This window comes from Marinoscillum sp. HNIBRBA16962 (assembly GCF_057801515.1).
The window spans coordinates 4,296,700-4,321,675 of record NZ_CM173603.1; the positions used below are offsets into that span (position 1 = coordinate 4,296,700).

A 24,976-nucleotide genomic window follows, 5' to 3' on the forward strand; every position below is an offset into this window, starting at 1 on the left:
ACTTGCAAAGGCCCGGTTGGTCTGACTAAAGTCCGACCTTACGTGCTCCTTTATTCAATGCAGAAGTGTCTTACATCCCAGGTTTCTTAAGCAGGTTGACGCTGCCTTTTTCTTTTTATTTTAAGCTGTTCCAGTCGCTGATAATACCAGGACATACCCACTCCAAAAACCAGTCCAAATGCAGTAACGGTATCCATCAGTGCTTTTGAGAAATTAATCCCGGTCACTTTTTCTACCATATATTCTACAAATGAAGACGGCATACCTCGCTCTCCCAGCGCACGTTTGATGTCCCAGTGCCAGTCCGTCAGCGGACAGTAGCCAATTACTCCTTTATACAAACCGACCAACAGCCAGGCCACCAGGGTCAGAAGCAATGCTGTTATATGGGTTTTTCTTGTTTTGGGATGCGCCCAACCAAACAATACAAACAGCATAAAAGCTGTATGGAAAACCGTGAGGAAATAATCTAATGCCAGTAACATACCAGCACCCTACTCTAAAAGTATGCCAAAAAAAATCCCCGAATTACTCTATTTAAATGCTGGCGCTAAAAAATCGACCTTCCCGTCTATTTCCGGAGGAATTTCCAGTCCTAATAATTTTACAATAAACGGATAAACGTGAATGTTTTCAATTGGAGGAAGTACCAGATTTTCTCTCAGCTGAGGGCCCGTTGCAAAAAATAGAGCCCCCATGTTAGGGTCTGTAAACGGATCAAATCCGTGAGTTCCTCCAAAAACCCGTTTAGGTTTATCTAATATCACTGTAGGAGGTTTGGTAATTAAGACCAGGTCACCTATCCGATCTTCATTTTTAAAATTGAGATACTTCGGAACACAGTTTCCTCTGTACACGTCGATCGTAGGGACTTCCAGTAATGACCGGTAGATTCGCTCGACTTCTGAAGAGTCCGTCTGGTAGATCATCGGGGGAAAACTATAAGCCACTTTGGAATCACCCAGCTCCACCAGCTCGTGCAATACCTCCCCCCTCGAAATACCGGACATCCCATGGTCGGAAACCAGTATCGTATGAACAGGCAAACCTGTTGCTGAAATGCCCTCCTGCAGTTTGCCGATGAGGCTGTCTATCTCCAGAACAGCTTCCCGGGTTTTTGCGTGATCGGGGCCATAACGGTGACCAGCATCATCCACAATGGAAAAATACCCCAGAATAACATGAGGTCTTTTGTCCTCTGGCAGGTTGAGCCAGTCAACCATCTGCTTTACCCGATACCCATTAGGAATGCTACCATCGTAGGTATAATAATAAGTAGGCAGCAAGCCGCGGATGTTTGCTTCAGAACCTACCCAAAAGAAAGAAGCAGATAACATGCCTTGCTGCTCTGCAAGAACCCATAACGGAGTACCGCCATACCAGGAGCCATCCTGCACCTCCTCCTTATCCGGGATCCGGTACCATCTATCCTTTGATCTACTGAAAAATTCATTTGAAACAAGTCCGTGATTACCAGGGTATAAGCCCGTTACCAGCGTATAGTGATTGGGAAAGGTTTTGGTTGGAAATGAAGGCAGTAACTTCTCCAGAGAGACTCCATTCTCCTTTAGTTTGAGTAAATTCTTTGCATCATATTTTTCCGCATAATCAAAGCGAAAACCGTCAATGCTAATCATGACTACATAATCCCGGCCTTTTGCCCAGGCACTGTTTACTCTCCCGTCCACGGCAATCTCCTTCGCCTGCACTTCGGCATAGGTAAGGCTCTGTGAGTGGACATGAAACAAGCAGAAAAAAAAGTGTAAAGAAATTAGTGACCGGATCATTTAGCTGCAAAATAAATTCATCAGTTTTTATTTCCAGCATTCACAAAAAGAAAAATTAACAGTGGGGTTAAATAAGTATGGGAAATCCGGAAAACAGATATAGAAAAACCCGCCTGCCACGGCAAACGGGTCTATCAGTAACCTTTTGTAATTTCTCTTTGAGACAAAGATAATAAATATTTTAAACTACTTATTTACAGTGAATTAGATGACTGGCATTGAAGTTTAACTACGGTTGAGAGGTTTGATTATGCTTTATGTCGGTGTTGTCACCGACATATCAGATGTACTGATTTACAGGTTGGTGACAACACCAACCTGAAGCAAACGATCCCATAAACGTAAAAAGGGCTTTTGGAGATCCAAAAGCCCTTTTTTACATTTAATGATTTATTGATGATTATTTTACATCTTCAATTACGCTAACTGCCTTTTCTGCATCCACTTTTACTTCTATCACTTCTTCTACTTCCGCAGAAGCATGACTTACGTTTCCATAGATCTCACCAAGGATCGGAGCGATCACAAGACCAATAAGGCAAGTTAGCTTGATCAGAATGTTCATAGATGGTCCGGACGTATCTTTAAAAGGATCACCAACAGTATCTCCCGTTACAGCGGCTTTATGGGCTTCAGAACCTTTGTAAGTCATCTCACCATCAATCATTACACCTGCCTCAAAGGATTTCTTGGCATTGTCCCAGGCACCACCTGCATTGTTTTGGAAGATTGCCCAAAGCACTCCTGATACAGCTACTCCCGCCATGTAACTACCCAAAGCTTCAGGCCCCATAAGAAAACCAATCAGCAATGGCGCCACTATGGTGATAGCTCCCGGCAGCATCATTTCACGGATAGCCGCTTTTGTGGAAATATCCACACACTTACCGTATTCCGGCTTGCCTGTGCCTTCCATGATACCAGGTATTTCTTTGAACTGGCGGCGTACCTCTTTTACCATCTCCATGGCCGCTTTACCTACAGACCGCATGGCAAGGGCCGAAAATACTACCGGCACCATGCCTCCTACAAACAGGGCGGCAAGTACGTCAGCTTTAAAGATGTTAATTCCATCTATACCAGTGAAGGTCACATATGCAGCAAAAAGCGCCAGTGCCGTTAGCGCTGCAGAAGCAATCGCAAAACCTTTACCTACAGCTGCTGTGGTATTTCCCACAGAATCCAGAATGTCCGTACGCTCTCTGACTTCCGGAGGCAACTCACTCATTTCGGCAATTCCACCGGCATTATCCGCAATAGGTCCAAAGGCATCAATAGCCAGCTGCATAGCTGTAGTGGCCATCATAGCCGATGCTGCAATGCCCACACCATAGAATCCGGCCAGTTCATAAGCTCCCCAGATTGCTCCGGCAAAAAGGAGGATCGGAGCAAAAGTAGATATCATACCTGTGGAAAGTCCGGCGATGATATTCGTAGCTGCTCCAGTCGAAGAGTTCTGAACAATGTTAAGAACAGGTTTTTTCCCCAAACCGGTATAGTACTCTGTGAAATAAGAAATCAACCCACCGACCAGAAGACCGATCAAAACAGCATAAAAAACATTAGTGGATGAAATATCAACAATGCCCTGCCCAAAAAAGTCCATCTGCATAGTAGCGGGCAAAATCAGATCAATTATGAAGAAAGCTGCAACTCCGGTCAGCAAAATAGCACTCCAGTTTCCCTTATTCAGGGCACTTTGTACCTCCGCTTCCTTTGCTTCATTGTTTTTAATGGATATGAAAAAGGTACCTATGATAGAGAAAATGATTCCAAGCCCGGCAATTACCAAAGGCAACAGAATAGGGCCAATACCATTGAAGGCATCCTCTATACTACCACCCATGTCCCGGATTACATAGTTTCCAAGCACCATGGAAGCCAGAACAGTGGCCACATAAGAACCAAACAGATCTGCTCCCATACCTGCTACATCACCCACATTATCACCAACATTATCTGCTATTGTCGCCGGGTTTCTGGGATCGTCTTCAGGGATACCTGCTTCTACCTTCCCTACCAGATCCGCTCCCACATCGGCAGCTTTTGTGTAAATTCCTCCCCCTACCCGGGCAAACAATGCAATAGACTCAGCTCCCAGGGAGAACCCCGCTAAAGCTTCAAGAATCACGGTCATATCATTATTGGAGGTCCAGCTGCCACCCATCATCCAGTGAAACAAAAAGATGAAAAGGAGACTGAGACCGAAAACAGCCAAACCAGCTACTCCCAGCCCCATAACCGTACCGCCGGTAAAAGACACCTTTAAGGCCTTAGGCAGACTTGTTCTGGCCGCCTGGGTGGTCCTTACATTGGCAGCCGTAGCTACTCGCATCCCAATATTGCCAGCCCATGCTGAAAAAACTGCTCCAATGATAAAGGCTACGACAATAAACCAGTGGGTAGTTTCTACTAAGGTTGAGATGATAAATAGAAGTATGGCTGCCACAGCCACAAAAATGGCCAACACCCGATACTCCGCGCTAAGAAATGCCAGTGCGCCTTCTCGAATATGATTGGCAAGCGACTGCATCTTTTCGTCACCCGCATCTTGTTTTTTAACCCATCGTGATTTTATGATCATCACAAGGATACCTACCAACGCCAACAGAGGCACCGCGTATATCAAATAACTCATAGTTTAATATTGGTTTTTAAAAAGATGTGCAAAGATAAGCCTTCAAAGAAATTATAAAAGTGTAAATGAAATTACCTTTTTAGGTCATCATTTTTCTAATTTTCCTATTGCCCACCCATAAATTTGATTTTAGCGATTCCGGACTCAACACCTTGCTGTTCAAGGTATTTGAGAATCACTTCGTGTAGTCATGAGTCACGTTAACTTACTTCTGTCCGAGTAGCTGCCGCGGCTTGATTCAAACCACCCCCCTCGCACGATCAGACATCACAAAACGATGTCCAAATTTCCCTTCCTTTGATGCCCCGGATGCATCCGGCGAATGGTCGCGTCAGCCCTTAACCGCTTCTAAACCCACAATCTTTCAGCTATTTGATTGTCCTTTTGACAACTATTTGTGACCCCTCTGGTTATTTCGCTCAGTATCCTGACCTGATTAATAGAGAAATACAGACCTTCTATCTTAGGTCAGTCTTGGAATTGATGTAATTAAGGAATTCTGTTTTGATATCCTGATTCTTGAATTTTCCATCAAAGAAAGCAGTACCAGTCATACTATTGGTATCATTGACTCCTCTGGACGATACGCACATATGAGTGGCATCAAGCACTACTGCAACGTCTTCCGTCTTCAGGATTTCTTTAAGTTCATTGGCTATCTGCATAGTCAGTCGCTCCTGAACCTGCGGTCGCTTGGCATAGTACTGAACTATTCGGTTAATTTTTGAAAGTCCTATAACCTTACCACTCGAGAAGTACGCTACATGCGCTTTGCCATAGATCGGCACAAAATGATGCTCACAATGGGAGTAAAAAGTAATGTCTTTCTCCACAAGCATCTGGTCATATTTATACTTATTTTCAAAAAGTCTGGCATGTGGCTTGTTTTTCGGGTTTAACCCACTAAAAACCTCCTGAACGTACATCTTAGCTACCCGTTTGGGTGTACCCTGCAGGCTATCATCTTCAAGATCCAAACCAAGAATTTGCATTATCTCCTTAAAATGTTTGGCTATCAGCTCCATTTTAAGTTCATCGTCCATCTCAAAAGCATCAGGCCTCAGCGGAGTCTGATCAGATGTACCCACGTGATCTTCCTCAAAATCGTCTGCTATAGGATCTATCTTAAGCGGGGTATTCAACGAAGTTTCTTTCTGTTTCATAAAGCAATACTTTCATTTCAAGGTCCGAATCAATCTTGTCTCTGAGAATATTGTAGATCACCACCGCAATATGCTCTGCTGTAGGATTGATGTCTTTAAATTCTTCTGTGTCCAGATTGAGGTTTTTGTGATCAAACTTTTTCAGTACATGTTCTTTAATGAGATCACTGAGCTTTTTCATATCATAAACGTAACCGGTCTCAGGGTCTGGCTTACCAATCAATTTAACAATCAACTCATAGTTATGACCATGCCAGTTTGGATTGTTGCACTTTCCAAAGACCTCGTCATTCTTCTCCTCACTCCAGTCCGGATTGTAGAGTCTATGCGCTGCGTTGAAATGTTCTTTTCTGTAAACGGCTACTTTCATGAAACGATTCCCTTTTTCAGCAAAATAGGTTTATAATTTTCACAATCCCCCATCAAACACAATGCAAATTACTTTTGTTTAATTTCTGCCTCAAAATATTAAACATCTCTTTTTTGGATTCATAATCAAATCGTTCACAAAGATGCTGGATAATTGGAATGTAACTACCCAAAGATCCTTTTTTGACCAATTGCAAGTCGAAAATCCATGCATGGAAAATATAATAGTATAATTTCAATATTTATTATAACTATTTAATTGCACTTATAGATGAATTAATTATATTTGTCTATGAACCAAGCAGAAATATAGACGAATATGAAATGGATTAACTCACTTCTCTCAAACAGAAAAGAAAGGAAACAACTCAGCAGACTGGTAACAATCGCCCAGGTGGAAAACATCATTGATGGTAATGAAATCCATATTTTAAGCAAAAATATTGGTGCAGTTCCTTCACTAAACATTAAAGAATCTACCCTTGAGGCTTACCGGGAAGACCTGCCCACCACCCCTAAAGATCGCTTCCTTCTGGTTTACTACTTAGTGCGTACATTGATGAAAAATGGGTCTCTAAGTGATAAAAAAGAAAACCTGATCAACAGGCTGGTCTCGGTAATGAAGGTACCAACGGACAAAGCAGGAGAGCTTACCTCTTACATTAAGCTAAATATCAGAAATGGTCTGAGCCAGGAGGATTCCTTCTCCAGACTTGGTTATTTACTGGAAGCTCCAAGGTATAACTGAGTCGGTTTCGTTTAAATAAGGTGAAATTTTCAGGGCTTGTTTGAATTCTTATGAATTGCTTGTTGTTTTGTACTCTAAATTTCACCTATGGAAATCTCAGAGATCAAGGAAAAGATTGATTCATATAAAGCTGAGGGGAAAAAGTTGTTTACTACCAGCTCATTCCAGACTCATAGTCTGGTAATGCTCCATATCCTCAGCAAAATTGACCATTCGATTCCAGTTTATTTTTTGAATACCGGGTACCATTTCCCGGAGACAGTAGCTTTTAAAGATGAAGTTGCTCAACTTTTTGGCATCAATGTCATTGAGACCAAATCCTCCATGCCCCGGTACATGCAGCGTGATGAGGAAGGGCGTTTGCTTTTCACTTCGGATCCTGACCACTGCTGCTTTATCAATAAAACAGCTCCGACTGAAGAGTTGTTAAAAACCCATGATGTATGGATCAATGGCGTACGAGGCGACCAGAGCGCTACCCGAAAAGCCATGCAGACCGAACAGGACGCTCCGTTTAATACGATTCGGTTTCATCCCATGCTGGATTGGAACATAAAGGAAATTTTTGCTTATGTTCGCGAACACAATCTGCCACGTCACCCCCTGGATTCCAAAGGCTACATGAGTATAGGCTGTGAGCCCTGTACCCGCAGATTGGACCCGGAAATGCAGGAAAGAGAAGCCCGCTGGTATGGGCTCAACAAAGTGGAGTGTGGTCTGCATACGGATCTGGTAAAGAAATAACCTAACCATGAACATACTAATCACCGGAGGAGCCGGATATTTAGGTACGGAACTGATCAAAAACTTATCTAAAAATCCCTCAGTAGATAAAATTAAAATTTATGACAACCTGAGCAGGGATAACTATGCGCTGTTTACCGGTCATAAATATCCTAACCATGAAAACATTACATTTATCCATGGAGAACTCCTGGACTCCCGAAAGCTTAAAAAAGCTCTGGAAGATGTAGATGTGGTCTTTCATCTGGCAGCTAAAGTAACTACTCCCTACTCCAATACCGACCCTCACTTTTTCGAGCAGGTCAATCACTGGGGAACTGCAGAGCTGGTCTATGCCGCAGAAGAAAGTAACGTAAAACATTTCATTTACAGCAGCAGTATAGGGGTCTATGGTTTTTCCTCTTCGGAAATAAATGAATCTACGCTACCAAACCCGCGTACCATCTATGCAATCTCAAAATTCCGGGGAGAAGAGCATGTCTCCCGGTTGAAGTCAAAAATGAAAACTCACATCATACGGTGTGGAAACATCTATGGCTACAGCCGCAGTATGCGCTTTGATTCAGTTATTAACAAATTTGTTTTTGAAAGCAACTTCAATAACCGGCTCACCATACACGGAAATGGAAAGCAAAGCCGTGCTTTTGTCCACATAGACTACATAACTGACTTACTGAATCAACTTATCGGTGCGGATGTCCCGTCCGGAGTCTACAACATTGTGGAACGCAACCTGTCTATACTTGACATTGTTGATGTACTAAAAGAAATAAACCCCGACCTTGAATTCATTTTTATAAATCAGCATCTAAACCTGCGAATGGTTCGGGTAAGCACAGAACTAAACTTGAGCAAGTATCTCGATGTATCCAAACGACCGGCTTTCAAAGAAGAGATAGCGTTATTTCACGACAAATTTTCGTTCTAGCTTGAAAGACGTCCACGGCCTGGCTATCCGGGATCACTACCAGGGCAAGCAAAAAGGCCCTCTAATCCTGCATAACTCCTATGGAGAACCGGAAGAAATGCCTGTAGAAGTCTTTTTTCGCGATGAGATAGATTTTACTACACTGGAGCACCTGGCCATAATGGAATCCCTGGGAACCGTCCTGGACCTGGGAGCCGGAGCTGGTGCCCACGCTCTCGTCCTGCAGGGTAGAGGGCATGAAGTATTTGCTCTGGATAACTCTCCCTGCTGTGCGGAAGTCATGAGGCAATCCGGGGTATTACAGGTTGTTCAGGAAGACTATCAAAAACATCGGGGTCAATACGACACGGTACTTATGCTCATGAATGGTCTGGGTATAGCGGGTAAGATTTCAGCGATTCCCGGGTTTATAAAAAAATGCCTTTCCCTTCTGAAGCCAAATGGCCAAATCCTTTTCGATTCGTCAGATATCAGCTATCTCTACGATGACAGTGTTCAAAAGCCGAAAGATTACTTTGGAGAAATCCGGTACCAGTACGAGTACAATGGAGAGAAAGGAGACTGGTTTGATTGGGTATATGCAGACCAAAATACCATGAGTAAGATCTGTACTGACATGGGATTAAATCTTGAGATCCTGCATACTGATGAAAATGATCAGTACCTGGGATGCATCACCTGCTAGTCAATAGGCAGGTTATAAACCAACCTGAAATCCAGAATGGGTCCGGGATCAAAGGATACATTTTTCTGAACCCGATCATCCCCCACACTGATAATTGCTACACGAAAGTCCATTTCATCTCCCTCTGCAAACTGAAGGTAGCTCCTCCCTACTGCATAACCTCCGCGCAGTTCAATATTCAGATTCCCAATCAGCTGATACCTTGCAAAAAGCGTAAGATCAATACTCTTCCGCTCAATGTAATCACCGGCAAATGTCGGATCTCCAATCTGATACGAGGTGATAAGCCCGAAATGACTGAATCCCACAGTTAGTCGCTGAGAAGCTTTGTATCCTACTTTAGCAAAAATGGGCAGAAGACCGCTTACAAACCACCTGGGAGCAGGCTGCCAATCCACATATACAAGTGGTACAAACATATTTCCAAACAACTCCCGGTTATACATAAGTCCATAGCGCATAGTTAATTGCCCTGAATACTTTTGCTCGAACAAGCCTATACCCCCAAATTGGAAATGCCCAACGTCTACATTGTTTAGATCGGTCATAAGCCTTGGTACCAAAAGCAGTTGAAAAGCCTGGGTTTCACTAACTCGCTGAACCAACCCAGACTGCAGGATAAAACCATGAATCCGTGTAGGATCAACGGTATTAGTGAAATCATCCGAATAAGTAACAGAAGAAGCCTGATAGGTCAGATTATTATACCAGATTGTAGACTCAGAAAATACAACAGGAGCCTTTAGGTTGAAAAGCAGGACGTTTTCCGTGGCATCACCTATTTCTTCTACAGTATTCTGTTTAAAACCATGCCGAATCGAGCCAGTGAACAGGTCAATACTGTTTTGGGCATAAGAAAAGCCCACAACCAACAATAAAAAAATGGTATAAGCAGCTTTCATGTGTTCAAAGGTTGCTGAAACAAGCCGCGCCGCGTAGGCGGTTTGCCGCCCAAACTTGATCATACCTGGCCTGCCTTTGCACGCTGGCGCTGAAGCTTTAGCGTAAGAGTCCGAAAGTGGCTACTGCAGGCAGGTTGGTGTTCTCATTATTTGGGTTGAGCCTACGCGGCCCGGCATCATGCTCATTTCACAGGTAAAAATTAGCAAAAAACTGTGAAAGTACAACCCACTATTTGATCAATAATCCTGAAGCAGCACTTTCCACGCTGCTACAGGGTCTCCTGCATCTAAATGCTGGGCAGCAAGCTTGTGCAGCTCCACTTGTATCCTGTCTGGTTCGTGATCGACATATTGGAGGATAGCGCTCACTTCAGGTTCTTGCGCAAACTGCTCTACTTCTTCATCGCTCGGAAGTTTTTCTACATTACCAAGCTTACCCAGATGGTTTCCTGTGAGTATTTTACTGTTTCTGATGCTTTTCGGTATCTGATCGACTCCCATACCTTTGTTTTTTATAGGTTTAGCCACTTCAAACAATGCATCCCCCTGTGCCCTGCAATACCAATTGCCCCCCATTCGGGATACGGCATCTAATTTATAAGGATTTATCGTTCCATTCGAATAAATAGTATCCGAAATATGGGCTACCAAAACCTCACAAATGATCAAATTTCCTGCTCCCCCATCTTCACCAAGGGGTTTAACCTCAATCACCTTACATTCAAAAGACGCTGGTGATTCTCCCACTCTTGGAGGCTTTACTTCCTGCGATTCTTCAGGAGTGAGCCCGGATTTCTCAAATTCATTCACGCCTCGATCATACTCCGTACTGGACAGGGACATTTGCTCCACAATCTCATAACTGACAATATTAATGGTTACCTCAGGCACTTCCAGCACGTTCTCAAGCGTATGCTTGGTCGTGTTGTCCCGGACCCTCCTCGCGGGAGAAAATATCATAATGGGAGGATTGGCGCTAAACACATTGAAAAATGAAAACGGACTAAGATTCACATTCCCGGCCTTATCAATCGTACTGGCAAATGCTATGGGTCGTGGAACTACGGCGCCAAGTAATATCTGGTGAAACTCCGGGGTTGAAACCTCTGATGGTCTGATTATCGGCATAGCTGAAATTATTTTGCTGGAAGAATCTTATTTTTTACTTCGCCAAACCCAATTCGAACTCCATCCTTTTCCGCGTATCCCCGCATGATCACCGTGTCCCCATCAAGAATGAATTTTCGTTCGGTTCCATCTGCCATTTTCAAGGGTCTCGTACCCTTCCAGGCAAGCTCCAGCATGCTACCATACGACTCAGGGGTTGGGCCGCTGATCGTACCGCTGGCATACATATCACCTACATTGATGTTGCAGCCATTCACTGTGTGATGCGCAAGCTGCTGACAAATGTTCCAGTACATGTACTTAAAGTTGGACCTGGACACAGTCGTTTCATCAGTTCCTTCCGGCTGTATGGCCACCTCCAGGTTCAGATCATAATTTTTATTTCCCTGAAACTTCAGATAAGGTAAAACCTCCGGATCCTGCTTTGGACCCGCTGTACGAAAAGGCTCCATCGCATCCATAGTAACAATCCACGGAGAAATTGAAGATGCAAAGTTTTTGGCCAGAAAAGGCCCCAGGGGAACATATTCCCACTTTTGCACATCCCTGGCAGACCAGTCATTGAAGAGTACAAAACCAAAAATGTAGTCTTCAGCTTGATCCACGGAAACAGAACTTCCCAGCACATTGGCCTTTCCTGTTATGAACGCCATCTCCAGCTCAAAATCCAATCGTTTGGTTGGACCAAATGATGGCTTCTCCTGATCAGGATCTCTGGTCTGACCTTTGGGACGATGTATCTGAGTACCAGAGATCACAATACTACTCGCCCTACCGTGATATCCCACCGGTATATGTTTCCAGTTTGGCAGCAGGGCATTGTCAGGATCTCTAAACATACTGCCCACATTAAATGCATGCTGTTCGCTGGAGTAAAAATCCGTATAGTCGCCCACGTGTACCGGCATAAGCATCTCTGCTTCGCTCATTGGGATCAGTACTTTATCCCGGGCATCTTTTTGGTCTCTCAACTCCGGATTATCTTCTTTGAAAAGCTCAGACAGGCGATCACGAACACTCCGCGTAACCTCTTTACCTAAACCGATAAAATAATTGAGTGTGGAGTGCTCAAAAACATCAGCAGGTAAAGCGATGCTGTTAAAAAAGCGAAGCTTGTGCAGAGCATCAAGATCAATGACATACTCGCCAATAGCAGAAGCTGCCCGGGGAGCCTTGTTTTTTGTTTTGTAAATACCAAAAGGAAGGTTCTGAATAGGAAAATCTGAACCTTCCTTTAAGTCAATCCAACTTTTAAGGGTGGGGTTGTTAGCTTTTATCATTGCAAGGTTTTTTGTTTATCAGGGTTAACACCTGCAATATTAGAAGGTTAGATACCTATATCAAAATCCGGTTTAAAAACTCCCATTCGCCACCAGAATGGCTTCTAAAATTCCATTGGGTAGTTCGAATCCTGCAAAGAATATCCCTACCCCAAAAACTTTTTGCCTGTCTTTGACCACAGTGAGAGCCAGCGGCAGGAAGCTCACCGACATCATCGCATAAAAAAGAGCAAAAAGAATCAAGAGGATGGTCAGTAATGTAGTGCCGGAAGTAAAATAGATGCCGGTGGTGATCAGGAAGATGGCCAGGATACTCAACATAATTGTCAGGTAAATGGATCTCCCTTCAACAAATTGGCTGATAGGGATAGACAGAACGGCAACCGCTACCAGGATCACAGAGATAATGGCATCTCCTGTGATCCCAAAAAGGTGGTAATTACGCTCATCCATCCAATCCGGAAAAAGATTGAATAAAATGGTAGTTGAAAGGCCCAGCGCCACACCCAATACAAACGCATAGGTGAAATCAGACTTACCGACCTCCTGCATTCGGGGTTTATCCACGATCATCCTCGCATTAGACTTCATCAGAAGGCCACTAAAAAATACGGCTACTCCCCCCACAACGAAGGTCAACGGTGCTCCCAGAAAGTTGATAATATCCACAATAATCGGTTCAATAGCGTAAACTAATCCATATACAATGGTTAGCATAGCCATTGCCGTTGGTAGCTTTCTCACAGGCACGAAAATTTCAATGGTAGAAAGCGCAGGGCTGGTAAACAAGGCCATAGAAAAGAGCCAAAGCGTAATCAACCCGGGGAGGATCCACCTGAAAACAGGGCCTGGTTCAGTAAACAATGTAAATGCGGTGGCCATAAAGATCATAGCCGCAAAGCTTACTCCTGCGGATATGATGGGCAACCTCTGCCCGGCTTTTGCTCGGAAATTATCGCCTATCCTGCCTGCAATCGGCGGGGTAACTACCATGATAATCCCCTGTACAATAAACAAAAATAATGTGAGGTCTGTAAAGCTGTACGTTTCCAGAAGAATCGGTTGATAGTTATAATAGGCTATCCACCCAATAATTACCGAAGCGTACAAGAGTGTTAAACTAAAAAGCTGCTTCCAAAGCACTTCTTTCTGTTCCTGATAGTTGGCCTGTTGGTTAGATACCTGGCCTGCTGCTGGATTCGTGATCATAATTTACTCGATTCTCAAATTTGTTTAAAGTACGATCAATAAAGGTAAAATAGATTTTCATTGTTCAAATATTTTAGTGTATCACCGACACTAAAACTTTTGAAATGAAATTAAAATATTGATTATCAGATGCTTAAATAAGGATACTCTGAGTGAAAAATATTATGCCTTTACTCCCGGAATCATTTCAACGTATCTTTTTCGCAAGGTTTGGCTCAATAATCCTTCGATTCCTTATAGCCTTAACCAAACCAATTCACGGTAAAAATTTAACTTTGCGCACTTAATACCAAAGCACAGGAGAATACAGAGGACATCAATGGAGATTTCAACTAAATACGACCCGGCAAAGACGGAAGACAAGTGGTACCAGGAATGGTTGGATAAAGGCTTTTTCAAAGCAAAAGTTAACCCTGACAAGGAGCCATTTTCGATTGTGATTCCACCACCCAATGTCACCGGTGTACTGCACATGGGTCACATGCTAAACAATACCATTCAGGATGTACTCATCAGAAAAGCCCGAATGGAGGGAAAAGAGGCTTGCTGGGTTCCGGGTACGGATCATGCTTCCATTGCTACCGAAGCTAAAGTGGTGGCTATGCTTAGGGAACGAGGTATAAAGAAAAGTGATCTTTCCAGGGAAGAATTCATGAAATACGCCTGGGAATGGAAGGAAAAATACGGTGGTATCATCCTGGAGCAGCTAAAAAAACTCGGAGCTTCCTGTGATTGGGACCGCACAGCCTTCACCATGGATGACGGCTATTACAAAGCGGTCATCAGGGTTTTTGTTGATCTGTACAAAAAAGGATACATCTACCGGGGCCTTCGTATGATCAACTGGGACTGTGAGGCTAAGACAGCCCTTTCCAATGAAGAAGTCATCTATAAAGAAGGTGGCGAAAAGGCAGCGCTTTATTATGTGAACTACCAAATCAAAGACTCCTCAGATACCGTCACCATAGCCACTGTAAGACCTGAAACCATTCTTGGTGACTCTGCTATCGCTGTAAACCCAAAAGATAAACGTTTCTCTCACCTGATCGGAAAGAAAGCTATAGTCCCGTTCGTAAATCGTGAGATACCCATCATTGGTGATGATTATGTTGAGCTGGACTTTGGTACGGGTTGTCTGAAAGTCACACCAGCTCACGACCCGAATGATTATGAAATAGGCCAGCGACATGATCTTGAAGTAATCGATACCATCAATCCGGATGGTACACTCAATGAAAACTGTGGTGTAGAGAAATATGTAGGCATGGACCGGTTTGCCGTAAGAAAGCAGATCGTAAAGGATCTGAAAGAAGCCGGATTCCTACAAAAAGAGGAAGAATTTGTAACGCGAATAGGACGATCTGAGCGGACTAACACTGTAGTAGAACCAAAGCTTTCATTACAGTGGTTCATCAAAATGAAGGAGATCTCCAGAACTGCTCATAAAGTCGTAATGGACGATGAGGTACAGCTTTACCCGTCCAAGTTTAAGAACACCTATAACCACTGGATGGAAAATGTACGAGACTGGTGCATCTCCCGTCAGCTTTGGTGGGGTCAGCGAATCCCGGCATATTATTATGGTGATGGAGAAGACGAATATGTGGTAGCAGAAACCATTGAAGAAGCCCTGATACTTGCTCAGGAAAAATCCGGCATAAAGGATTTAAAGGCTGAAAACCTGAAGCAGGATGAAGATGTGTTGGATACCTGGGCATCTTCATGGTTATTTCCATTGCAGGTTTTCAATGGATTTGATGATGCTTACTTTGATAAAGGATCAGGAAAAATACTCCCGGGCAAGAATAAAGACCTTGATTACTTCTATCCTACGAGGACGCTGGTGACTGCTCCGGAGATCCTGTTTTTCTGGGTAGCCCGCATGATCATTGCGGGGTATGAGTACACTGGTAATAAGCCATTTAAAGATGTATACCTGACCGGAATAGTCAGGGATAAACAACGCCGTAAAATGTCCAAATCCCTGGGCAACTCACCTGACCCACTGGACCTGATCAAAGAATATGGCGCAGATGGCGTACGAACAGGCATGCTTTTCTCCTCTCCTGCGGGTAATGACCTGCTTTTTGAGGAGAAGCTGGTTGAGCAGGGAAGAAATTTTGCCAATAAGATATGGAACGCTTTTCGTCTGGTGAAGGGCTGGGAAATCACCAACAAAGAAGCTCCCGTAGAAAATAAGTTTGCCATCGATTGGTTTGAAAATCGATTTGCTCAGGCAAAATCTGAGTTGGAGGATCATTTTTCTAAATATCGTTTATCCGATGCGTTGATGACGCTGTATAAGCTGGTTTGGACTGATTTCTGCAGCTGGTATCTTGAATGGATCAAGCCAGAGTATCAGCAACCCATCGATCAGGCCACTTATGATAAGACGATTGCTTTTTTTGAGTTGGTCTTAAAGGTAGTGCATCCATTTATGCCGTTTATTACGGAAGAGCTTTATACCTCTTTAAAAGAAAGAAGCGCTGATGATCGGATCATCATTTCCAAATGGCCAGAAAGTCAGTCATTTGATATGAAAATCCTATCTCATGCAAGCCTTTTATTTGAATTAACCACCAACATCAGGAACTTAAGAAGCAGCAAAGGAATATCTCCCAACGAAGCTCTGGACCTGGCCGTGAAAACAGAAAACAAGGAGATCATTGACCAGCTTACAGCGTCTATCCGTAAATTGGCTAATATCCGGGACCTAAGCTACACGGATGAGAAACCAGACAACTGCTTCAGCTTCGTTGTTCAGGGTAATGAGCTATTTGTGCCGGTTTCAGAACAGATCGATGTAGAAGCAGAACGTAAAAAACTAACTGACGAGCTGGAATACACGAAAGGTTTTCTGAAATCTGTAGAGAAAAAACTGGGCAATGAGCGATTTGTAAACAATGCTCCGGAAAAAGTGGTAGCCATGGAGAAAAAGAAGATGGCGGATGCTCAGGCGAAGATTGCTTCATTGGAGGCAAGCCTCGCAGACTTAGGCTAACCAACCAGTTCAATCTTTTTTCGTATTTTTAAAATATGGATATGAAAGACTGGATGAACGAATACGAAAAAGACCCAATGCGGCCTATATTGCTAAGCATTATCAATGAAACAGAGGCGATAAAGTCAGAAACTCAGGCCATTCGGGACGAAACTAAGGTTTTGAGAGAGTGTTGGAAAAATGGAACAGCAAAATGAGCAATTGAGAGAACTTGTAATAATCTCCAGAAATGAATGGCAAGACACAAAAAAGTGGATGCGTGCTCCATTTTGGAAACGATGGCTTGGCACTTACTAAAACCGGGCAGCCATTAACAAATTAAGGTCCTTGTACCCAAGATTAAACTTCCTCGCAAGGTGAATATTGCAGATACTACCCCTGTAAGTATAAACACCTCGCATAAACCATGGGTGATTAAAAATCATCTCATTGATGCCTCCCGAATCAGCGATGTGCAATAATATAGGAGTGAAAATATTCGAAATAGCTAATGAGGCGGTCCGTGCTACGCGGGAAGCAATGTTGGGTACGCCGTAGTGGATCACATCATGCTTCTTAAAAGTTGGGTGTCTGTGACTGGTCATCTCTGAAGTTTCTATGCATCCCCCCTGATCAATACTCACGTCGATGATCACAGAACCAGGCTTCATTTTCGAGACCATCTCTTCGGTTACGATACAGCGGTTTCTACCCTTCTCTGCTCTCACGGCACCTATTACTACATCTGCATTGGCTATTGCCCGGGCTAAAGTTGCGTTATCAATTGTTGAGGTATGTATTTGCTGTCCCAGAGCATGCTTTATCCTTCTCAGTTTATAAATGTGATTATCAAAGATCTGTATATCCACTCCAAGCCCGATGGATGCCCTGGCGGCATACTCTGCTACCGTTCCGGCACCCAGGATCACAACATGGGTTGGTGGCACACCGGTAATTCCACCCAGTATCACTCCCTGACCATCATTGGTATTGCTCAATAGCTCCGCAGCAACCAGCATGACTGTACTTCCGGCTATCTCACTCATAGCCCTCACAAGGGGCAAGCCCCCTACTTTATCTTCAATGAATTCATAGCCAATCGCAGTGATCTTTTTCCTGTTCAGCGCATGAATGTAATCCACAGATTGGCTACCTGACTGGAAGGCCGAAATGATAGTAGCTCCTTCATTTAAGTATTCGATTTCCTTAAAGGTAGGAGGCTCCACTTTCAGGACAATGTTTGATTTATATACCTCCTTAGATGATTCTACGATTTTGGCTCCTGCCTCGCTGTACTCATTGTCAGAAAAATGCGCTGACACTCCAGCTCCAGCCTCCACCACCACTTCCTGTCCATTGCTTACCAGGACTTCCACGGATTCCGGCTTCAGCGCCACCCTGCTTTCCTGCAATGAAATCTCCTTTGGCACTCCAATCAGCAAGGATTTGGAGCCACTCTTAATCTTAGCAGGAGCTTCCTGAGGATACAAACTCTGCTCCCTGGCAAGCTTTGCAAACCCCGTTTTAATTTCATCAGCCATTCGTTACCAATGTTATTTCTCGGTCATTATCCCCCACTAATTTAATATTTATTTCAAGGTGTTTTTCCGGAATCAGGTGATTTATCATTTCCGGCCACTCAATCAGGCAAACATCTCCTGAGTAAAAATACTCCTCCGCACCAATATCAATCGCCTCTCTCACCTTCTCTATTCTATAAAAATCAAAATGATATACCGGATTACCATCCACATCACGGTATTCGTTAACGATCGAAAATGTAGGTGAACTCATGGCATCCTGCACACCCATCCGGCTGCAGATCCGTTTAATCAATGTGGTCTTTCCGGCACCCATTTCACCAAAGAAACATATGACCGGATAATCCGAAATTGCTTCCAAAACCGCCTCCGCTATCTCCTCCAGGCCTTTCTCACTCTGAATAGTAAATTTTCTCATTTTGATCCCAGCTCTACTATAGGGATAATTACCTCCTCCAGACTGATACCTCCGTGCTGAAAAGTGTCCCTGTAGAAGTTGACATAGTAATTAAAATTATTAGGGTAGGCAAAGAAAAAGTCTTCCCGGGCAAAAGCAAACGAAGTGCTTACATTTACCTTTGGTAATCTGATATCTTCCGGGTTACGAGTAAAATACACACCTTCTTCATCAAAGGCCAGGTTCTTACCTGCTTTGTAGCGAAGGTTGGTGTTGGTTTTTCGGTCACCTATAATCTTGTAGGGCCGTTTTACGCGTATCGTACCGTGATCAGTTGTAACCACCACTTTCACATCCTGTACAGCAAGGAACTTTAGGAAATCATATAGTGAAGAATGGGTAAACCATGACTTTGTCAGTGATCTGTAGGCAGACTCGTCCGGAGCTAACTCACGGATCATCTGCATGTCCGTACGCGCATGAGAAAGCATATCCACAAAATTGAAAACCACTGCTGTTAGTTGATTATTCAATAAATTCTTAGCTCCTTCTGTTAGCTGCTTACCATCATTGGCTTTGATGATCTTATGATAGCCATACTTGATGTCCAGTCGTTCTTTTTCCAGATTTTTACCCAGTAGTTCGCTTTCAAAATTATTCTTCCCCTCCTCTACATCTTCACCGACCCACAGTTCCGGATGCTTCTGCTGGATCTCCAGGGGCATCATTCCGGAAAAAAGGGCATTCCGCGCATAGGCTGTAGTGGTCGGCAAGATGGAGTAGTAAGACTCTTTACGTTTAATCTCAAAAAGCTCGGAAAGCTCCGGCTCTATTATTTCCCACTGATCCCACCTCAGATTATCTATCACAATCAAAAAAACAGGTTTTTCTGACTTTAACAACGGGAACACCTTCTTCTTCAATACCTGATGAGACAACAGAGGCCTATCCACATCCGGATTGATGATCCAGTCCTGGTAATTCTCGGCAATAAAATTTGAAAAAAGCTGATTGGCTTCCGTGCGTTGATTGCTCAGCACTTCCATCATACTTTTGTCATCCGTGCTGTCAATCTCCAGGTCCCAGTACACGAGTTTTCGGTAAAGATCAGACCACCCTTCAAAATCATATACATCCTGCATTTCCATGCTGAGCTTCTGAAATTCCTGCAGGTAGCTCTGGTTTGTATGTTCCGAAATAATGCGTTTATTATCCAGGATCTTTTTGACCGAAAGTAGTATCTGATTGGGGTTAAGCGGCTTTATCAGGTAATCGGATATTTTTGCGCCAATGGCCTCTTCCATGATGTATTCCTCTTCACTTTTGGTGATCATCACCACCGGCAGATTGGGATGAGTGGACTTGATGTAGTTCAAAGTCTCCAGACCGGTCATTCCCGGCATATTCTCATCCAAAAAAACAATATCAAAAGTGTTATGGTCGATCTCTTCAAGCGCATCTGACCCACTATTTACCGGTGTAACATCAAACCCTTTATTATCTAAAAAAAGTATGTGTGGCTTTAACAGATCAATTTCATCATCGGCCCACAATATTCTATATTTTTGCATGAGTCATTTTTTTGCAAATTTCCAACAAAAATCAAACCGCTTCTTCATTTGAACAAAAAGAAAATTCTAAATGATCCGGTTTACGGATTTATCAATATACCCAACGATTTGGTATTTGATATCATTGAGCACACATATTTTCAGCGACTCAGGAGAATCAAACAACTAGGTCTCACCGACTTTGTTTATCCTGGCGCTCTTCACACCCGTTTTCACCATGCTCTGGGGGCCATGTATCTGATGCAAAAAACCCTGGATACTTTACGCAGCAAAGGGGTTATGATATTTGAAGCGGAGTATGAAGCAGCGCTGATTGCCATTTTACTCCATGACATTGGCCACGGGCCGTTTTCTCATACATTGGAGTTCAGCCTTTTTAAAGATGTAAATCATGAGCAGATCTCATTGTGGATCTTTGATAAGCTTAATGCCGAGTTTGGTGGGAAGCTGGAGCTGGCAAAACAGATATTTACCGGTAAGTACCACCGTAAATTCCTTCACCAGTTGGTCTCCAGTCAGCTGGATGTTGACCGGCTTGACTATCTGAAACGAGACAGTTTTTTTACTGGAGTGTATGAAGGGACCATCGGTGCAGAACGCATTATCAAGATGCTGAATGTCCACGAAGATCAGCTTGTTGTGGAAGAAAAAGGCATCTACAGCATTGAAAACTTTTTAAGTGCCAGGAGACTCATGTACTGGCAGGTATATCTACATAAGACCACCATCAGTGCTGAAGCTATGCTGATATCACTCATCAGCAGAGCTAAAAAACTTACGCAAAAAGGTAAAGAAGTACCTGCCACCCCGGCCTTCAGCATCTTCCTTGAGCGAGATATCACCCGACAGGAGTTTTTTGATGACAAAGACCTGCTGGACATTTTCGCTATGCTGGATGATACTGATATCTGGGGATCCATCAAGCTCTGGCAGTCACATGGGGATGTGGTTTTGAGAACCCTAAGTACCAACCTCCTCCACCGAAAACTATTTGGCATTGTACTATCCAATGAGAAGTTTGATATGGATATGATTGATAGCCTCCAAAGGCAGCTTCATGAAAAAGGGCTAACAAACTCAGAAGCCAAATATTTTATACAGAAGGGGTCTGTAAGTAATGCCGCCTACATCGCTAAAGGAGGTAGTATAAATATTCTGATGAAAAACGGAGAAATTATTGACGTAGCTAAAGCCTCAGACCTCCCTAATATCAAGGCCATGAGCAAAATTGTCAAAAAGCATTACCTCAGCTTCCCCAAAGACTTAACTTTACTAAAGGAGGTTTAAGCAATGAAATTTACTTTACAACAGATAGCAGAATTACTCCAGGGAGAAATAGTGGGCAACGACCAGCTCAGTGTGGACAAAATTGAATCCCTTGAGCAGGCAATGCCCGGAAGTATATCCTTCTTAGCTAACCCAAAATATGAATCTGAATTCTATAAGACTCAAGCTTCTGCGGTAATAGTAAACAAGAATTTCAAACCGAAAAAAGCTACGAAAACCACACTAATAAAAGTAGATGATCCGTACCTGGCATTTACTACACTCCTTGAGGAGTACGAGCGACTAAAAAGCCTAAAGAAATACGGAATGGAAATACCCCATCATATAGGTTCTGAAGTTGCTCTTGGAGATAATATATATGTTGGCGCCTTCGCTTACATTGGAGATCGTAGCAGGATTGGAAATCACGTAAAGATCTATCCTCAGGTCTACATTGGCGAAGGAGTGGAAATTGGTGATCATACCATCTTATTTCCCGGCGCAAAAGTTTATCCAAATTGCAAAATTGGCAAGTTCTGCACCATTCAGGCTGGTGCTGTACTTGGCTCGCATGGTTTTGGGTTTGCCCCTCAACCAGACGGAACTTATAAAAACATTCCTCAAATAGGCCGGGTCGTATTAGAAGACCACGTGGATATCGGTGCAAATACTACCATAGACTGTGGCACGCTTGATTCCACAATCATTCATAAGGGAGTTAAAATTGACAATCTGGTGCAGGTGGCTCACAATGTGGAAATCAACGAAAATACGGTCATAGCTGCTCAAACCGGCATTTCAGGGTCAGCTAAGATCGGAAAGCAGGTCATGATGGGCGGACAGGTAGGAGTGCAGGGTCATATAGAAGTTGCAGATAACACCACAGTTGGCGCTAAATCCGGGGTAACCAAAACGGTACGAAAAAAAGGCCAAACTATTTCCGGGAAATTTGCATTTAATAATACAGACTACCTGAAGTCATACGCACTTTTCAGGAAGCTACCGGACCTAATGAAAAGGATTGAGCTTCTTGAGCAAAAAATCCTAAATTTGCCGTCCGCCGGGAAGACGCATGGAGATTAATCAAAAGACTTTACAAAACAAGGTAACCCTTTCAGGAGTTGGTCTACACACCGGCGCTGAAACACGGGTTATTTTTATCCCCGCACCGATAGATCATGGTATCCGGATCATCCGGACAGATCTGAAAGAGCCCGTCAGAATACCGGCATCACTGGAATGTGTTTCAGACACTTCTCGAGGCACTACATTATCAACAGAAGGTGTATCCGTACATACGGTAGAGCATTTGCTCGCAGCTGCATCCGGAATGGGTATTGACAATCTACTGATCGAAGTGAATGGTCCTGAGATCCCGATTCTGGATGGAAGCAGTTCGGCTTTTATTGAAGCTTTTCGAAATGCAGGGATTACTGACCAGCCCGCTATGAAAACCTTCTATGAAATCACGGAACAGATATCCTTTCAGTCCGATGACAAGCAAACAGAAATTCATGCATTTCCTGCATATGATCTTCAGCTTGAAGTCGAGATTGATTACAACTCTTCTGTTTTAGGAATTCAAAAAGCTGAAATAAACAGCATGGAAAAATTTCCTGAAGAAATTGCCCCATCCCGTACCTTTTGTTTCCTCCATGAGTTGGAACAGCTCCATCAGGCTAATATGATAAAGGGTGGAGACCTCTCAAATGCGGTAGTCATCCTGGATAGGCCCGTAGAAAAAGGCGAGCTGGATCACCTGGCGGACCTGCTTGGAAAATCCTCTCTGCCAGCACAAGAAGCCGGAATTCTCAATAATGCAACTTTAAGATTCCCAAATGAACCAGCCAGGCACAAGCTGCTCGACATGATTGGAGATCTCAGCCTGCTGGGCAAACCACTCAAAGGAAGAATAATCGCCAGGCGTCCGGGTCATACCTCCAACATCGAGTTTGCCCGACTTATAAAAAAGCACCTTTCTGATCTGGTAAAGGAGGCCTATGAGTAGCACAAATGCTTTCATACACCCAAAAGCTCAACTAGGAGAAAATGTAACGGTGGAGCCTTTTTCACACATAGCTGAAGATGTAATAATAGGTGATGGATGCAGGATTGGCCCAAATGCCTCCATCATGGATGGAGCCCGGCTGGGAAAAAGCTGCACAATATTTCCCGGAGCTGTGATTTCCGCACCACCTCAGGATTTGAAATATCAGGGTGAAGCTTCCACAACTACCATAGGAGAAAACACCACCATCAGGGAGTGTGTAACCGTAAATCGGGGAACAGCCCTCGACAAAAATGACACAAGGATTGGTAAAAACACCTTGCTAATGGCCTACGTTCATGTGGCTCATGACTGTGTGATCGGTGATAATGTTATCCTGGCAAATGGTGTTCAGATGGCTGGTCATGTAGTCATAGGTGACTATGCATTTATTGGCGGTACGGTAGCCATACATCAGTTTGTGAAAATTGGTGTTCATACCATGATCTCAGGTGGATGTCTGGTTCGAAAAGATGTACCTCCATTTGTGACAGCAGCACGAGAACCAATTTCTTATGCCGGGGTAAATTCGATCGGACTCAGAAGAAGAGGTTATTCAAACCAGCAAATCAAAGATATACAGGATGTTTATCGTATTTTTTACCTTAGTGGCCTCAATAATACAGATGCAATGGACAAAATCCGAATGGAACTAAACCCATCGCAAGAACGAGATGACATCATTCGGTTTATTGAAAACTCAAACCGCGGACTGATGCGGGGATCTGCAGAGAAATAACATGGAGATAAACCTTGAGGACTTAGGCAAAAAATACAATCGTCAGTGGATCTTTCGTCACCTCAGCGTAAAAATAAAAGATCAATCAAAGCTGGCTATCACAGGTCATAACGGGTCCGGAAAATCCACTCTTTTAAAAGTCATTGGGGGCTATGTAACTCCATCTGAAGGAAAAGTGGTATTTAGTGAACAAAATGAAAACCATCAGGTCCGTTTTACAATTGCTGCCCCTTATCTCAACCTGATTGAAGAGTTTACCCTGATGGAACATTTGGGTTTCCACCAGAAATTTAAAAAGGCCCTCATTACAAAAGATGAGATGTGCAGCCTGAGCGGGCTTTCCGGCAGTGAGCATAAGTTGGTTAGTGAGTTTTCCTCTGGTATGAAGCAGCGGCTGAGGCTTTCCCTTGCATTTTTCTTTGAGTCCCGACTGATACTACTTGATGAGCCCACTTCCAACCTGGATGAGAATGGAACTAAATGGTATAAAGACCTTATAAAAAACCATTTAAATAACCGGACTCTGATCATCGCTTCGAATCAAAAAGAAGAATACTCTTTTTGTGATGAGTTCATTAACATTGAGGGGTATAAATAGTGCCTTACCTCTCTTTTCTGATGGGACCTCTGCCTGCACAGAGGTGACGTACGGTCTGGTTCTTGTCCAACCTGTAACCTGTTAAGGGCGCATTCTTTCCGCTGCGTCAGGCCCATGTAGAGGTGACTGTCTGTTTTGCTTCAAAACCTTGAAAATTCAAAATTAACCACACACTCGTATACTACTTCCAAACGTTCACCGTTCAAAAAAGGTGATTCACCAGAATAAAATGGACATATACAAATTCTTCTAGGTA

At 43.4% G+C, this 24,976-nt stretch carries 23 protein-coding genes; 11 read left to right on the forward strand and 12 right to left on the reverse strand.

What is annotated here, in order from left to right:
- Positions 1-86 precede the first annotated feature (86 nt).
- From AC3E9V_RS17900 to AC3E9V_RS17920, 5 genes are all read right to left on the reverse strand, one after another.
- Entirely contained in the window at positions 87-485 is a 399-nt protein-coding gene (locus AC3E9V_RS17900) for a DUF2784 domain-containing protein (RefSeq protein WP_488749517.1), read from the reverse strand.
- 48 nt (positions 486-533) lie between these two features.
- Complete coding sequence (locus AC3E9V_RS17905) at positions 534-1,787, reverse strand: alkaline phosphatase family protein (RefSeq protein ID WP_488749518.1); 1,254 nt, start codon at positions 1,785-1,787, stop codon at positions 534-536.
- A 400-nt stretch (positions 1,788-2,187) separates the two neighbouring features.
- A complete protein-coding gene (locus tag AC3E9V_RS17910) occupies positions 2,188-4,425 on the reverse strand; it encodes a sodium-translocating pyrophosphatase (protein ID WP_488749519.1) in 2,238 nt (745 codons plus the stop codon).
- A gap of 458 nt (positions 4,426-4,883) precedes the next feature.
- A complete protein-coding gene (gene folE / locus AC3E9V_RS17915; RefSeq protein WP_488749520.1) occupies positions 4,884-5,588 on the reverse strand; it encodes a GTP cyclohydrolase I FolE in 705 nt (234 codons plus the stop codon).
- Positions 5,551-5,958, reverse strand: a complete 408-nt coding sequence (locus AC3E9V_RS17920; protein ID WP_488749521.1) for a 6-pyruvoyl trahydropterin synthase family protein — start codon at positions 5,956-5,958, stop codon at positions 5,551-5,553. The genes folE and AC3E9V_RS17920 overlap by 38 nt, the downstream gene beginning before the upstream one ends.
- 318 nt (positions 5,959-6,276) lie before the next feature.
- Between AC3E9V_RS17920 and AC3E9V_RS17925 the strand changes: the two genes are divergently transcribed.
- The 4 genes from AC3E9V_RS17925 (at position 6,277) to AC3E9V_RS17940 (ending at position 9,062) form a co-directional block, all read left to right on the forward strand.
- Positions 6,277-6,705: a hypothetical protein gene (locus tag AC3E9V_RS17925; protein ID WP_488749522.1), complete on the forward strand. Its 429-nt coding sequence runs from the start codon at positions 6,277-6,279 to the stop codon at positions 6,703-6,705.
- Between the two features lie 87 nt (positions 6,706-6,792).
- Positions 6,793-7,449 (forward strand): phosphoadenylyl-sulfate reductase, encoded by a 657-nt coding sequence (locus AC3E9V_RS17930; RefSeq protein ID WP_488749523.1) that lies wholly within the window; start codon positions 6,793-6,795, stop codon positions 7,447-7,449.
- Positions 7,450-7,456: 7 nt separating this feature from the next.
- Positions 7,457-8,377, forward strand: coding sequence for an NAD-dependent epimerase/dehydratase family protein (locus AC3E9V_RS17935; RefSeq protein WP_488749524.1), 921 nt, complete (start codon positions 7,457-7,459; stop codon positions 8,375-8,377).
- A gap of 1 nt (position 8,378) precedes the next feature.
- The gene (locus AC3E9V_RS17940; RefSeq protein ID WP_488749525.1) at positions 8,379-9,062 is read left to right on the forward strand and encodes a class I SAM-dependent methyltransferase; all 684 of its coding nucleotides are present in this window, start codon (positions 8,379-8,381) and stop codon (positions 9,060-9,062) included.
- Here AC3E9V_RS17940 and AC3E9V_RS17945 read toward each other — a convergent pair.
- The 4 genes from AC3E9V_RS17945 to AC3E9V_RS17960 form a co-directional block, all read right to left on the reverse strand.
- Positions 9,059-9,964, reverse strand: coding sequence for a DUF6268 family outer membrane beta-barrel protein (locus AC3E9V_RS17945; protein WP_488749526.1), 906 nt, complete (start codon positions 9,962-9,964; stop codon positions 9,059-9,061). The two genes, AC3E9V_RS17940 and AC3E9V_RS17945, sit on opposite strands and share 4 nt — an antisense overlap.
- Positions 9,965-10,201: 237 nt before the next feature.
- A complete protein-coding gene (locus AC3E9V_RS17950; protein ID WP_488749527.1) occupies positions 10,202-11,092 on the reverse strand; it encodes a flavin reductase family protein in 891 nt (296 codons plus the stop codon).
- Between the two features lie 8 nt (positions 11,093-11,100).
- Positions 11,101-12,372 carry a fumarylacetoacetase gene (gene fahA / locus AC3E9V_RS17955; protein ID WP_488749528.1) on the reverse strand — a complete coding sequence of 424 codons (1,272 nt, stop codon included), beginning with the start codon at positions 12,370-12,372 and terminating at the stop codon, positions 11,101-11,103.
- Between the two features lie 72 nt (positions 12,373-12,444).
- A complete protein-coding gene (locus tag AC3E9V_RS17960) occupies positions 12,445-13,581 on the reverse strand; it encodes an MFS transporter (protein ID WP_488749529.1) in 1,137 nt (378 codons plus the stop codon).
- A 319-nt stretch (positions 13,582-13,900) separates the two neighbouring features.
- On the opposite strand from AC3E9V_RS17960, the gene AC3E9V_RS17965 reads away from it, so the two are divergent.
- Entirely contained in the window at positions 13,901-16,582 is a 2,682-nt protein-coding gene (locus AC3E9V_RS17965) for a valine--tRNA ligase (RefSeq protein ID WP_488749530.1), read from the forward strand.
- A gap of 41 nt (positions 16,583-16,623) precedes the next feature.
- A complete protein-coding gene (locus tag AC3E9V_RS17970; RefSeq protein ID WP_488749531.1) occupies positions 16,624-16,779 on the forward strand; it encodes a hypothetical protein in 156 nt (51 codons plus the stop codon).
- A 96-nt stretch (positions 16,780-16,875) separates the two neighbouring features.
- Here AC3E9V_RS17970 and AC3E9V_RS17975 read toward each other — a convergent pair whose 3' ends face one another.
- The 3 genes from AC3E9V_RS17975 to porX are packed head-to-tail and all read right to left on the reverse strand — an operon-like array spanning position 16,876 to position 20,070.
- Complete coding sequence (locus tag AC3E9V_RS17975; protein WP_488749532.1) at positions 16,876-18,102, reverse strand: alanine dehydrogenase; 1,227 nt, start codon at positions 18,100-18,102, stop codon at positions 16,876-16,878.
- Positions 18,095-18,520, reverse strand: a complete 426-nt coding sequence (tsaE, locus tag AC3E9V_RS17980) for a tRNA (adenosine(37)-N6)-threonylcarbamoyltransferase complex ATPase subunit type 1 TsaE (protein ID WP_488749533.1) — start codon at positions 18,518-18,520, stop codon at positions 18,095-18,097. Before tsaE ends, AC3E9V_RS17975 begins: the two co-directional genes overlap by 8 nt.
- The gene (gene porX / locus AC3E9V_RS17985; RefSeq protein ID WP_488749534.1) at positions 18,517-20,070 is read right to left on the reverse strand and encodes a T9SS response regulator signal transducer PorX; all 1,554 of its coding nucleotides are present in this window, start codon (positions 20,068-20,070) and stop codon (positions 18,517-18,519) included. Before porX ends, tsaE begins: the two co-directional genes overlap by 4 nt.
- A gap of 48 nt (positions 20,071-20,118) precedes the next feature.
- Here porX and AC3E9V_RS17990 point away from each other — a divergent pair, with 48 nt between their 5' ends.
- The 5 genes from AC3E9V_RS17990 to AC3E9V_RS18010 are packed head-to-tail and all read left to right on the forward strand — an operon-like array spanning position 20,119 to position 24,720.
- Positions 20,119-21,357 (forward strand): HD domain-containing protein, encoded by a 1,239-nt coding sequence (locus AC3E9V_RS17990; protein ID WP_488749535.1) that lies wholly within the window; start codon positions 20,119-20,121, stop codon positions 21,355-21,357.
- A 3-nt stretch (positions 21,358-21,360) separates the two neighbouring features.
- A complete protein-coding gene (lpxD, locus tag AC3E9V_RS17995; RefSeq protein WP_488749536.1) occupies positions 21,361-22,419 on the forward strand; it encodes a UDP-3-O-(3-hydroxymyristoyl)glucosamine N-acyltransferase in 1,059 nt (352 codons plus the stop codon).
- A complete protein-coding gene (gene lpxC / locus AC3E9V_RS18000) occupies positions 22,409-23,344 on the forward strand; it encodes a UDP-3-O-acyl-N-acetylglucosamine deacetylase (RefSeq protein ID WP_488749537.1) in 936 nt (311 codons plus the stop codon). Before lpxD ends, lpxC begins: the two co-directional genes overlap by 11 nt.
- Positions 23,337-24,122, forward strand: a complete 786-nt coding sequence (lpxA, locus tag AC3E9V_RS18005; RefSeq protein WP_488749538.1) for an acyl-ACP--UDP-N-acetylglucosamine O-acyltransferase — start codon at positions 23,337-23,339, stop codon at positions 24,120-24,122. The genes lpxC and lpxA overlap by 8 nt, the downstream gene beginning before the upstream one ends.
- Before the next feature lies 1 nt (position 24,123).
- Positions 24,124-24,720, forward strand: coding sequence for an ABC transporter ATP-binding protein (locus tag AC3E9V_RS18010; RefSeq protein WP_488749539.1), 597 nt, complete (start codon positions 24,124-24,126; stop codon positions 24,718-24,720).
- The last annotated feature ends 256 nt before the right edge of the window (positions 24,721-24,976 follow it).